The following is a 12,401-nucleotide window of genomic DNA, read 5'->3' on the forward strand; positions in this document are numbered from 1 at the left end:
TTTCCTTGGTTCCCCGCTCGGGAATGGCCGATAACACTGCCGGAGTCCCACAGTGGCCCAGCAACAAGCAAGCGCAGAACAGGATCAATCGAACTCCATCTGGCAACTGCTGGGCATTAACCTGACCGGCTTTACCCTATACCTCCTCCTGGGTTGGGTCTCCCTGCGCTTGTCGCCAGCCGATACCGTGGCCACCAGTATCTTTCTGCCGGCTGGCATCGCACTGGGCTGGGTTCTGATTTATGGCCTTCGGTCCCTAGTGGGAGTCGGCCTTGGGGCCCAGCTGGTGGGATTGATGGTTATCGAGCATCCGGGAGCCAATCCCGCCTTGTTGCTTTGGCCATTGCTGATTCTGCCAACGGCGGTGCTGGTACAGGCAGCCCTGGGGCGATATCTGGCTCAGCGCCTGGTGAACTGGCCAGATCCCTTGGACAGTCCCCGTAACATTTCCGCTTTCATCCTTCTGGTGATCCCGCTGTCCTGCCTGGTCCAGGCTTCCGTGTCCTTGCCCTGGTTGTGGTGGTTCGGTGGTCTGGAGTTTGGGCCGCAGTTGACCACCTGGCTTTCCTGGTGGCTGGCTGATGTACTTGGGGCGACTGTTATCGTGCCGGTGCTTCTGGTTTTTCTGGCCCGACCCCGTAACGTCTGGCGGCCCCGCCGTGTGGTTCTGGTCTTGCCTCTGCTGTTGCTTACCGGCCTAGGTCTGCTTCTGTTTCGCCAGCTGGATCTGCTATCGGTGGAACGGTTCGCCGCCGATTTCGAGCGGGATACCGAAGCATTGTCTCAGCAGTTGGAACGTCGTCTTGATGCCCACATGGAAACTCTGTTGGCTCTGGAGCGCCTGGTTCAGCTCAACCCGGATCTGAGCCGCGACCAGTTTCGCGACTTTGTTGGGCCTTTTCTGGACCGACACTCGGCTAGCCAGAACTTCAGCTTCAATCCTCGGGTAAGGGATGCCCAACGAGCCGAATTCGAAGCAGAAGTTCAAAGGGCAGGTTTTGGTGAATTCCAGATTCTGGACCGCCTGGATGGAGCAACGACGGGCAGGGCGGCCACTCGCACCGAGTATTTTCCTATCCTTTATGTTGAGCCGTTGGCGGAAAATCGATCGGTTATCGGGCTTGACCCCCAGTCCATCGATTCACCACAAGTAGCCATAAAGCAGACCATGGAATCCGGCGAGCCAAAGGCGAGTGCGCCTTTCACTCTGACTCAGGAGCCGGGCGACCAGATTGGGATGGTGATCTACAGCGCGGTGAAGGATCGGTCCGGGAGCGGAGAGGAAGCCGTGATTCTGGGTCTGGTCACGGCCGCATTCCGCCTTGGGGACTTGATGGAAGACGCCATTGCTGCTGCACCCACAATGGAACTGCAGGTCTGCCTGGTGGACCTGGGGGGCCGGGCGGGGAGTCAGAGACTGGCGGGCACTCAGGATTGTGAACGGCCTGACTGGCTTGCAGCCAGGCACGTGGGTTTGCGTGAGTTGGGCTTTGCCGGGCGGGAATGGCAGTTGCGGGTCCAGCCGGGTGCTGGCACCGCTGTGGTTCATACCTGGCCGGCCTGGATTCCGACGCTGATTGGGTTCGTTCTGACGGGAAGCCTGGCGGCCTTTCTGCTTCTGGTGACCGGTCAGAGTAGACGCGTGTCAGAGTTGGTTCAACGCAGGACGAGGGAACTCGCAGAAGCTAGTGAGGAATTGCTCGAACAGCAACAAGCCCTGGATAGGGCCCAGCAGGTTGCCGCCCTGGGTAGCTGGGAATGGATTCCGGGCGAAGAAGGCAGCTTCAATGCATCCCGGGGTCTGGCCGAACTATTGGGACTACCCCTGGAGTCACTGGATAGCCCCGATGCCCTGATACGGGCGATCCATCCTGATGATCAACCCAGACTAGCCAGTCTCCTGGGCCGAGCCGAGCTGGAGGCAAAGCCATTGAGCATGGATTGTCGCCTGGGAAGGCAATCGGAGCGGGTTCTGCATATGGCTCTCGAAAGTGACTGGGCGGAGGTCCGACCCTGGCGCGTTCGGGCCATTGCCCAGGATGTCACTGATGCCAGAAAGGCAGCGGAACGTATTGAATATCTTGCTCACTATGATGAACTCACGGGCTTGCCGAATCGCCGTCTCTGGTTTACCTGCGCAGAGCGTGCCCTGCAATCTGCGAAGCGTCATGGTTACAAGATGGCAGTGATGTTTCTTGACCTGGATGAGTTCAAGACCATCAATGATTCCCTGGGTCATGGTGTGGGTGGTGAGTTGTTAAAGGAGGTTGGCAGGCGGTTGGGTGAGGCAGTCAGGGATGAAGACACGCTGGCCCGCTTGGGTGGGGATGAGTTTGTTATTCTTCTTCCTCGTCTGGAGGAAAGCAGTAGTGCAGCGCCTGTTGCAGAGAAGCTGTTGAAGGAAATGGCTGAACCGTTCGAGCTGGAGGATCGACGATTCAAGCTCGGCGCGAGCATCGGGATTACGATCTATCCGGATGATGGTGATGATGTGGATACCCTGCTCCAGCACGCGGATACAGCCATGTATCGGGCGAAGTCCGCGGGGAGGGATAACTATAAGCATTTCGCACCCGAGATGAATGACGAAGCCCGCGCGCGGCTTGATATGGAAAATGCCATCCGACGGGGGTTGGAACAGGACGAGTTCATGCTCCATTTCCAACCGCAGGTAAACAGTCGGGATAAGAGTATCGTGGGTTTTGAGGCTCTGCTGCGCTGGCATCATCCGGAGCTTGGAATGGTACCCCCGGGCGAGTTCATCCCCGCAGCAGAACGTTCGGGTTTGATCTTGCCACTGGGGGATCGAGTTCTCTGGATGGCCTGCAGGCAGCAGAAGGCGTGGTCTGACTCTGGGGATCCAGTGTTGTCCCGTGCCGGGATTTGCGTGAATGTCTCCCCCATACAGTTTCGCCGCCTGAGTTTCGTGGACCACCTGAAGAAGATCATCCAGGCAACGGGTGTGGATCCAGCATTGTTGACCCTGGAGATCACTGAAAGCAGTCTCATGGATATGGATTCCCAGGTGTTGGAGGGGCTGCATCGATTGCGTGAGCTGGGAATCAAGCTGGCGCTGGATGATTTCGGGACCGGCTATTCCAGTCTGTCTTATCTGAAGCAGTTGCCGATCACGCTGATCAAGCTGGACCGTTCCTTCGTCATGGACCTGCCGGACGATGAGGAGGATGCGGCCATCGCGGAAACCGCCATTGCCATGGCAGCCAAATTGGGCATGACGGTGATTGCCGAGGGTGTGGAAACCGGGGAGCAGCGCCGCTTTCTGGAAAACCTGGGCTGTTGTTTCATGCAAGGCTTCCTGTTCGCGCGCCCCATGAGTCCGGATGATCTGGCCGATTGGGTGAAATCACCACTGGAAGATTAATCATCCGGGTTCGAATTCGATTTCGAGAAATGAAAAAGGCCGCCCACTCGGGACGGCCTCGATCATTGTATGGCGGAGAGGGTGGGATTGCTCGGCCCATCCCTGGGCCTCGGCCTCCGCTTCGCTCCGGCGCTGCTCCGCTGCGCTGCGCAGCCCAAATGCGTTCCTACGCATTTGTCGAACCCGAGTTGTTATTGACTCGTGGGTTCGAATTCGATTTCGAGAAATGAAAAAGGCCGCCCACTCGGGACGGCCTCGATCATTGTATGGCGGAGAGGGTGGGATTCGAACCCACGAGTCCTTGCGGACTGCCGGTTTTCAAGACCGGTGCATTCAACCACTCTGCCACCTCTCCGAAAACTACCGTGGCGTCTACATGTTCTAGCAAGACCCTGCGGACTGGCGGTTTTCAAGACCGGCGCTGCCGGGCCCAGGCCCTTCGCTGAAAGCGAGGGTTCGATGACAGCCGCGAGCGCGGCCCGCGGTCCGATAGGGGCTGTGCGGTGCCGGGACGAAAGGATAACATGACGAGATCATTTTTCGTGAGGGAGATTGGCATGAAAGCGTGGCAGATGGCGGTCCTGATGGTTTTGGTGGTTCTACTGGCGGCCTGTGAGCGAGAGGTGGAGGCGCCCTGGGCGGCGGTGCATCCCCCGGAAGACAGGGCGGATGTCTGGGAATCGGAGGGGCGGCTTTTTGTGGTTTTTGCGCCGGAAGATGCCGAAGTGCCCCACGTCCACATGGGGTTCCCCCCATTTTCCGACTCTGATCCCTTCTTTGCCGTGGATGTGGAAGACTGGAATGGCGATGAGCCGCTCCGCCTGGCCGGCGATATGATCGGTTTTCCGCCCGAGCAGGTGGATGACGTGCCGGAGGGGCGCTACCAGTTGCAGGCAATCTACAAGACGGATTTCTTTTTCCACCAGGCGGTAAGCGAGGGAAGCTGGCTGTCGGAACCGCTGGTGGTGGATTGGCCGGCGGACCGGGGCGAGATCGAACTGCAGCTCAGTGAGTACCTTCCGGATGAACTGCCCGCGGACCGGTCCAATTTGCAGTTCGTGCGGATCAAGAGTGAGCTGCTGAGCGAGTTCTGGGGCGAGGAGATTGAGTTGCGCGCCGCCGTCATCCTGCCCACTGATTGGGAAGAGAGTGGCGATGAGTATCCGGTGCGCTACAACATCGGCGGTTATGGCTCACGCTATACCCGTGCCCTGGAGTTGATGGAGGCGGGCAGTGATTTCCGCGATGACTGGTATGACCCGGCCAATCCCAAGTTCATCATGGTGTTGCTGGATGGCACCGGCCCCTTCGGTGATCCCTATCAGATCAATTCCCGCAACAGCGGTCCCTGGGGGGATGCCGTCACCGAAGAGCTGATTCCCTACATCGAGGAGCGCTTCCGTGCCATCGGCGAGCCGGAGGCCCGTTTCCTGGATGGCGGCTCCACCGGGGGCTGGGCTTCATTGGCGATGCAAGTCTTCTACCCGGATTACTTCAATGGTGCCTGGTCTTTCTGCGCCGACAGCCCGGATTTTCGCCGGTTTCAGCTCATCAACCTCTATGAAGATGAAAACGCCTACTACAACCGCCACAACTATCTGATACCCAGCAAGCGCTCCATTGAGGGGGATCCGGAATTCTCCATCAAGGCAGAGATTGCCATGGAGCGGGTCATGGGACGCGGCGATAGCTTTGTGACCGGCGGTGAGCAGTGGGGTGCCTGGCATGCCCTTTACGGCCCTCGTGGTGATGACGGTCTGCCGGTGCCGGCCTGGGATGAGCACAGCGGCGAGATCGATCCGGCGGTGGTGGAGTACTGGAAGGATTACGACCTGGTCCGCTACCTGGAGGCCAATTGGGATGAGATCGGTGAAGAGCTGGCCGGCAAGCTCAATATCTGGATGGGCGACATGGACGACTACTATCTCAACCCCGGGATGTATCGTCTTGCCGACCTGATGGATGAGTTGAGCAATCCCGATCCCGAGGCCCGATTCACCTGGGGGCGTCTCCAGGGACATTGCTGGATTCCCCTGAGCCACGCCGAGATTTTCTCGGAAATGGCGGAGCGCCTGGAAGACTGAAGGGATTGGGTTGGGGCGCAGAGGCGCCGATGCGCCTGTGCGCCCCAGCTCAGATTGCCAACAGGCCGAGCAGGGCGAGGAAGACAAGCCAGACGAGCAAGGCTGGGCCCATGGCCGCCAGCCGGGCATCAAGTTGCCTCAGTGTGACGGGTAGCAAGGTCGGCATGGCGGGTCTGCCGGGGAGTGACCAACTGGGCTGGCGCAGGGTGGGCAGACGGAAGAGTTCTATCAGATCACCGGCCGGTATTCGGGGGTGCCGATTGGCGGGCCAGTAGCGCCAGGTGAGAGCGGCCAGGAACAGCCCGAGTAACACCGGCAAGCCTGTTTCCAGCAGATAGCCCGGTTTCACGGCAATCCCGCTTTCCATGGCGTTGTCCGTGATGGCAATGATCCAGGGCAGCCCCAGCGATAGCAGCAGCAGAATCATCCACGCCACCACCGGTCGTGACCATTGATTGTCCGCTGTCTGGTGTTGTCCTGCCAGTTGGTGCAGAAAGCGCATCAGCAACAGTGTGGTCAGCAGGCTACTGATCAGCAGGATGGGTTCCAGCCAGGTCAGTGATTCCGGGATCTCGCTCTTCATCAGAATCTTGGCCAGGGCACCGCTTAGCAGGGGCGCACCGGCCAGGCTGAGGCTGGGCAGCCATAAGAGTTTTCCGATCCAGCGATGGCCGGCATGGTCCACTCCCAGAAACAGCAGAGTCTTGGACAGGCCATGATGAAGTGCAAACAGGACTGCAATGCTGATCAACAGTGGTGCATTTTCCGGCGAGTAAAGGGCCATCCCCACCAGGCTGGCCACCAGCCCCATCTGGCTGATGCTGGAGTAGGCAAGGATGACCTTGGCTTTATGCTGGCTCATCCCGATCAGTGCGGCCACCAGGCCCGTGAACAGGCCTGCGGCCAGCAACATCAAACCGGCAGTTTCCAGGTCGATGCCCTCGCTGCCCAGTGGCAGAAAGCGTAGCCAGCCGATCAAGCCCGCTTTCAGGATGACGCCACTGAGGACTGCGCTGGCGGGCACCGGAGCCTGGGGATGGGCGAGGGGCAGCCACATATGCAAGGGAATCAGCCCCATCTTCACGGCAAACCCAGCCAGGAACAGCCAACTGATCAACGTCCCGTGGTTCAGACCGGCGTATTCCGCCGCCAGGGCATCCAGGGGCGCATTGCCGAGCTGCCCTGCCAGGAGGATCAGGCCGCTCAGGATCATGGCCTCGCCCAGCAGCGCCATGACCAGATAGACGCGACCCGCACGATAGTCGGCCATTCGGCCGAAGAATATGACCAGACCATAGGCGGATACGCTCATCATGGCGTAGGCGGCGTAGAAGCTGGCGGCGTCCAGGGTTATGAACACGCAGAGATTGCCGGTCCAGGTCAGCAGCCAGAACAGATAGAAGCGCGGTTGCTGCTCTCGCTCGATGGTATCGCTGGCATGCAGCCCGGCCACAGTCCAGGCCGCAATGGCTAGCAACAGCAATGGCAGCGCCGTGTTGTCCACCCCCACCCGAGCGCCCAGTAGCAGCCAGGGCAACTCGACAAGCTGATCGTGCAGCAGGACCAGGGGCAAAGCGAGCAGGGGAAGCCAGGGAGCGGTGCGCAGGGCCAGGCTGCGGGTGCTTGCCAGAAACAGGCCGGCCGCCACCAGTAATGGCAGCACGGGCAGGCAAAAGGCCAGCAATGGTGGCAGCCAGCTGCTCATCATCCGTAGAACCTCTCAATGATAAAGCGGGCCCACTGCAGGGGACTGAAGGGCATGGAGGCCAACAGGCCCGCCCCCAGTGAAAGGGCCGCCGTGATCAGGGCCGGCCAGAGCAGACCGGGAGAGGCATCCTCTACACCCTGGTGCGAAACCTTCGTAGGGGGCGCGTCAAACCAGGCGCGTTTCAAGACGGGCAGAAAGTAAGCGGCATTGAGCAGGGTGCTGGCCACCAGCACGGCGATGACCCAGTACTGGCCGCTGTCGATGCTGCCCAGTCCCAGGTACCACTTGCTGACGAAGCCGGCCACCGGCGGAATACCGATCATTCCCAGGGCGGCCACGGTAAAGGCCATCATGGTCCAGGGCATGCGTCGGCCGGCTCCCGCCATTTGATCAACGGTCTTGATGCCATGGGTTTCGGCAAGATTGCCGGCACAGAAGAAGAGGGTGATCTTCATCAGCCCCTGATGAACCAGATGCACCAAGCCGCCAATGGTGGCCAGGGGGCCGCCAATGCCCACGCCCAGGGTGATATAGGACACCTGACTGACCGTTGAATAGGCAAGCCGGCGCTTGATGTCCTGCTGTCGCAAAGCCAGCACGGAGCCGTAGATGATGGTGATCGACGCCATGATGGCGAGGAAATGGTTCATCCCGAGAATGGCGGTCAGCTCCAGACCGAAGACGTCATAAACGATTCGGACGATACCGAAGGCCCCGGCCTTGACCACGGCCACGGCATGCAACAGGGCACTGACCGGTGCCGGCGCCACCATGGCTCGGGGAAGCCAGGGATGGAAGGGCACAACCGCGGCCTTGACCGCGGTACCGGCGAACAGCAACAGGAAAAGCCCGGTCAGAAGACCCGGAGACAGTTCCAGGGCGGTTAGGAAACCGCCGGCCTGGAAGTCGGTGGTTCCGGCCAGCCATTGCACCATCACCACGCCAATCAGGAACAGGGCGCCGCCACCCAGGGTGAAGCCCAGGTAGAGGCCGCCGGAACGCAGGGCTTCGCGGGTACCGCGATGGACCACCAATGGCCAGGTGGCCAGGGTCAGCATTTCGTAGAAGATGAAGAAGGTAAACAGATTACCGGCAACCGCCACCCCCATGGTCGCCGCCACACAAAGACTGAAAAAGCCGAAAAATCGGGCCCGGTTTGGCGAGTCTTCCAGATAGGCAATGGCATAGATGGTGGTCAGCAGCCAGAGAATGGCCGACAGGCTGCTGAGCATCATGCTGAGGGCATCAGCATGGAGCACGAAGCTGATCCCCGGCATTAGCTGCCATTCAAAGAAGAATATCTGCCCTTGGGCCACGCCCCAGAGCATGATCCCCACCAAGAGAATCTTGACCAGCGCCGCGGCAATGTTGATGAACACGCGGGTTCGGTGCCAGGGCTCGCCCAGGGTGAGAATCACCAGGCCGGCCAATAGAGAACTGAGCACCACCCACATTGGCATGGCCGCATAGAGTCCCGCCATGTCTAGACTGATCATGCTTGGGCCCCCGTGACCGGCGCAGCGATTTCAAGAAACGGCGCCAGCAGGCCGCCGGCCATCCCCAGGGCGATGGCAAGAAAGGCCAGGATGACCGGTGGCCAGACCAGAGCCCGCGTCAATTGGCCTTGGGCTTGGTGGATGGGTGTCTCCTGGTGAGGGTCGGGACTGAAAAAGGCGTAACTCAGTATCCGGAAGATGTAGGCCGCCGCCAGCAGCCCGCCGAGGCCAATCACGACCGCCCACCACCACTGGCCTGACTCAAGCGCGGCCGAGATCAGCCACCATTTGGCAATGAAGCCTCCGGTGGGCGGCAGGCCGGCAATGGCCACGCCGGCCAGACCGATGACGAGAATGTTCTTGGACAACACTTGGTCACAGCCGGCCAGATTCCTCAGGCTGTCATCCCGCAAGACCATGATGAGATTGCCGGCGGCGAGAAAAAGCGCTGCCTTGGCCAGACCGTGGGTGAGGGCGTGGTAGATCACACCGTTCCAGGCCAGGACCGAGGCCATGGGAATGAGCAGGAGCAGGTAGCCGAGCTGAGCCACGGTGGAATAGGCGATCACCCGCTTCAGTCGGGTCTGGCGCAGGGCCTGGATGGAGGCATAGATGATGCCGGCCGCGCCGAGCGCGCCCATGAGCTGTGCCATGGCCGGTGTCCATTGGGCTTCCAGTGGGCCCATCCACAGCCGCAGGATCAGGTAGGCGGCCGCCTTGGCGACCAAAGCAGAGAGCAGGGCACTGGCCGGGCTGGGGGCACTGGCATGGGCTTCGGGCAGCCAGGCGTGGACCGGAAACAGGGCGGCTTTCATGGCCACGCCGGCGGTCATGGCCAGGAGGGCAACCGTCAGTGCGGGGTGGGGTTCTGCCTGCTCCTGGAGCAGAGGCAGAGAGAGCAGACCCGCCTGAGCGTAGACCAGGGCAACGCCGAGCAGAAAGATAATCGAGCCGACCAGGGCAAAGAGCAGGTAGCGCATGGCCGCCGCCATGGCCGCGTGGCCGTGACTGAGGATCACCAGCGGGACCGCGGCCAGGGTGGTGATCTCCAGGGTCACATACAGATTGAACAGGTCGCCGGACAGAAACAGTGCATTCAGGCCCGACCAGAGGAGCAGGAACAAGGGCCGGAACTCGGCGGCCGGGGCCGGCTGTTTCAATTGCAGCCAGGCCCCGGCATAGACCTGAATGAACAGGAACAGCAGGGTATTCAGCCACAGCATGGCCAGGGTGAGGCCGTCCACATAGAAGGGAATGGCCAGTCCCCGGTCATGGCCGCCAAGCTGCATTTCCAGCGGCCCCTCAAGGAGTACCGCGCCACTGAAGGGCGTGACCAGGGCCAACAAAATCAGCCCCAGTCCCATTCCAAGCCAGTCCGCACTCCGCTGCCACTGAGCAAGGAAGACCAGCAGGGCCAGCAGCAAGGGCCCGAATACCATGAGTACCGGCAGCAGAATGCTAAGTTCAGTCAGGCCCATTCTGCCTCCCGTCCTGACTGCCGGTCTGATCTTCCTCGTCGTCGGCGGCTTGCAGGTAGCGCAGCAGTGCCAGGGCAAAGGCGGTCAGACTGACAGCGATCACGATGCCGGTCAGCACCATGGCCTGGGGAATGGCATCGACGCCTTCGGGGTTCTCCGCCGACACCAGAATGAGGAAGAGGAAAACGGCCGTGGCCATGACGTTCGCGGCCAGTAGTCGATGGATCAGACCAGTGCGGACCAGTACCGCATAGAGGCCAAGGGCGAATAGGGTGGCGGCCGTGGTGGCATAAAGCATGACGGTCATGATGTTTGCCCCCTGGCCAGGCCCAGGCTGCCGGAAAAGAGCATGAGCAGGGTGGCAGCGATGGACAGGGTGAGGGCGAATTCAATCAGCAACACCAGGGAATAGGCTGCGGTCTCGGGGTACTGCAGGGGTGCGGAGGACCATATCAGTGCTGCGCAGGCAAACAGGCTGAACAGGGCAAGGCCGATTACCAGTATCAGACGCAGGCCCGGTGAAGCGGTACCGGTCGGGACCAGTCGTCCGGTCAGACGGTATAGCACCCCCAGTGCAGCCAGCAGGGCGCCGGATTGAAAGGCGCCCCCAGGCGACTGGCTGCCGGCCCAGAACAGGTACAGACCGGCCATCAGCATCAGGGGCGTGGCCACGGTCAGCAGGGGGGTAAGCATTGGCGGGCTGACCGGTGCCGGTGGATGCAGGTCCGGCAGGCGATAGTGGCGGATGAGAATATGCACCCCGATCAGGGCCAACAACAGAACCGCCATCTCCAGGAGGGTGTCGTAGGCCCGGAAATCCAGTAGCACGACGGTGACCGGGTTACCGAGAAAATGCGATTCGCCCTCGCTTCTCGCCATGGCCGCTGCCGGACCGTCAGCCACCGTCAGGCTGTACATGAGCCAGGCCAATCCCGCTGCAAGCAGGATGGACAATCCGGCGGCGACCAGACGAAACACCGTGCCGGGCGCGTCATCCTGACTGGCAGCCTCACCGGCCTGACGGCGGGTATAGGTGGCCTTGCAGGCGTTCAATAGCAGGGCTCCGGTGAGCCCGGCGCCGATCGCTGCTTCCGCCAGGGCCAGGTCTGGTGCCTGAAGCCGGGCCCAGGTCAGGGCCATGAGCAGACCGAAGACCATGAACAGCACGGTGGCTCGAAACTGGCCACGGGATAGCACAGCACTGCCGGCGATGCCGAGCAGGCCGAGACAGAGCAGCAGGTCGAGGAGAAAACCGGGCTCAATCATGCTCGGCCTCCGAGCGGCGTGTCTCGTGCCAGCGGGCGATCAGAAAGGCTGAAAGGGTTGCCGAGAACATGGCCAGCAGCCAGATGAAGACAAGCAACAGGATCCCCTGAAGGCTGCCATCGTGGATGGCCAGGCCCAGGCAGATCAGTCCCAGGCCGAGATTGTCGGCCTTGGTCAGGGCATGCAGGCGGCCCGGGGTATCGGGAAAGCGCAACAGCCCGGCGGTGCCGGCGAGAAAGAAAAAGGCCCCCATCAGCAAAATGGTGATGCTGAGTATGTCAGTCATGCCGCTGCTCCTTGCGGGAACGCAGACGGGTGGGCAGTTGCACGAAGGCAATGCTGCCGATGGCGGCAAGCATGACGAACAGCAGGGCGACAATCTTGAGAGCCGGCTGGTTTGTCGCATAAGCGAGTAGCAGAAGCACAGCCACCGTGGTGGTGCCGAACAGCAGGATTGCCAGCATGCGGTCGGCGGGGCCGGGGCCGGACCAGGCACGCACCAGACCCAGTGCCAGGTTGAGCACCAGGAACAGCGCCAGTGAGTGGAGCACTAGCGTCATGAGGGGGCACCTGACCGGTCAGGAAAAACGCCACGACAGTAGCGTTCCAGTTCTTCGGCTGCCTGTTCCGCATTGCCGGCGATGCTGTGAATCAGTAGCCTGTCGTCACGGTAGTTCACCGACAGGGTGCCCGGCATGAGACTGAGGGTGGCAATCAGCAGGGTTCGCGCCGTCCCGTCCGGGCCATGGAAGCTGTACTCCTGATAATGCAGTTGCAAAGGCATGGCCGGGTGCAGGGCGCGCCAGGCCACGTCCAGGCCGCCCACCACTGAGCGCGAGAGGAAATAAAGGGAGAAACGAAGCAGGCCCAAGGGTGAGAAATTCCCGAGCCGGGGCTGTATCAGCCAATGGGAGAGCAGCAGAACGACGACAATACCCGGCAGCGCGAACCACCAGCCCTGATCACCGGCGAGGGCATACCAGAACA

The 12,401-nt window shown here is 61.1% G+C and carries 10 protein-coding genes and 1 tRNA gene; 2 read left to right on the forward strand and 9 right to left on the reverse strand.

Annotated elements, in window-relative coordinates; all coding sequences use genetic code 11:
• Positions 1–52 precede the first annotated feature (52 nt).
• Positions 53–3,382, forward strand: coding sequence for an EAL domain-containing protein (locus ACJWXQ_RS10285; RefSeq protein ID WP_406672766.1), 3,330 nt, complete (start codon positions 53–55; stop codon positions 3,380–3,382).
• A 267-nt stretch (positions 3,383–3,649) separates the two neighbouring features.
• Here ACJWXQ_RS10285 and ACJWXQ_RS10290 read toward each other — a convergent pair.
• Positions 3,650–3,737 (reverse strand) — tRNA-Ser (locus ACJWXQ_RS10290).
• Between the two features lie 202 nt (positions 3,738–3,939).
• Here ACJWXQ_RS10290 and ACJWXQ_RS10295 point away from each other — a divergent pair.
• On the forward strand, positions 3,940–5,466 hold the full coding sequence (locus ACJWXQ_RS10295) for an alpha/beta hydrolase-fold protein (RefSeq protein WP_346051142.1): 1,527 nt from the start codon (positions 3,940–3,942) through the stop codon (positions 5,464–5,466).
• A gap of 49 nt (positions 5,467–5,515) precedes the next feature.
• Here ACJWXQ_RS10295 and ACJWXQ_RS10300 read toward each other — a convergent pair whose 3' ends face one another.
• From ACJWXQ_RS10300 to ACJWXQ_RS10335, 8 genes are all read right to left on the reverse strand, one after another.
• Positions 5,516–7,174, reverse strand: coding sequence for a complex I subunit 5 family protein (locus ACJWXQ_RS10300; protein ID WP_406672767.1), 1,659 nt, complete (start codon positions 7,172–7,174; stop codon positions 5,516–5,518).
• The gene (locus ACJWXQ_RS10305) at positions 7,171–8,670 is read right to left on the reverse strand and encodes a proton-conducting transporter membrane subunit (RefSeq protein WP_346051144.1); all 1,500 of its coding nucleotides are present in this window, start codon (positions 8,668–8,670) and stop codon (positions 7,171–7,173) included. The genes ACJWXQ_RS10300 and ACJWXQ_RS10305 overlap by 4 nt, the downstream gene beginning before the upstream one ends.
• Positions 8,667–10,148 (reverse strand): complex I subunit 5 family protein, encoded by a 1,482-nt coding sequence (locus ACJWXQ_RS10310; RefSeq protein ID WP_406672768.1) that lies wholly within the window; start codon positions 10,146–10,148, stop codon positions 8,667–8,669. The genes ACJWXQ_RS10305 and ACJWXQ_RS10310 overlap by 4 nt, the downstream gene beginning before the upstream one ends.
• A complete protein-coding gene (locus ACJWXQ_RS10315; protein WP_346051146.1) occupies positions 10,135–10,455 on the reverse strand; it encodes an NADH-quinone oxidoreductase subunit K in 321 nt (106 codons plus the stop codon). The genes ACJWXQ_RS10310 and ACJWXQ_RS10315 overlap by 14 nt, the downstream gene beginning before the upstream one ends.
• Positions 10,452–11,414, reverse strand: a complete 963-nt coding sequence (gene mbhE, locus ACJWXQ_RS10320; protein WP_346051147.1) for a hydrogen gas-evolving membrane-bound hydrogenase subunit E — start codon at positions 11,412–11,414, stop codon at positions 10,452–10,454. The genes ACJWXQ_RS10315 and mbhE overlap by 4 nt, the downstream gene beginning before the upstream one ends.
• Positions 11,407–11,700, reverse strand: coding sequence for a monovalent cation/H(+) antiporter subunit G (locus ACJWXQ_RS10325; protein ID WP_346051148.1), 294 nt, complete (start codon positions 11,698–11,700; stop codon positions 11,407–11,409). Before ACJWXQ_RS10325 ends, mbhE begins: the two co-directional genes overlap by 8 nt.
• Positions 11,693–11,974, reverse strand: coding sequence for an MrpF/PhaF family protein (locus tag ACJWXQ_RS10330; RefSeq protein ID WP_346051149.1), 282 nt, complete (start codon positions 11,972–11,974; stop codon positions 11,693–11,695). Before ACJWXQ_RS10330 ends, ACJWXQ_RS10325 begins: the two co-directional genes overlap by 8 nt.
• Positions 11,971–12,401 (reverse strand): Na+/H+ antiporter subunit E (locus tag ACJWXQ_RS10335; protein ID WP_406672769.1); only part of this gene is annotated, 431 nt, incomplete at its 5' end. The genes ACJWXQ_RS10330 and ACJWXQ_RS10335, both read right to left, overlap by 4 nt.

This window comes from Natronospira sp., assembly GCF_007134575.1.
Classification (GTDB): domain Bacteria; phylum Pseudomonadota; class Gammaproteobacteria; order Natronospirales; family Natronospiraceae; genus Natronospira; species Natronospira elongata.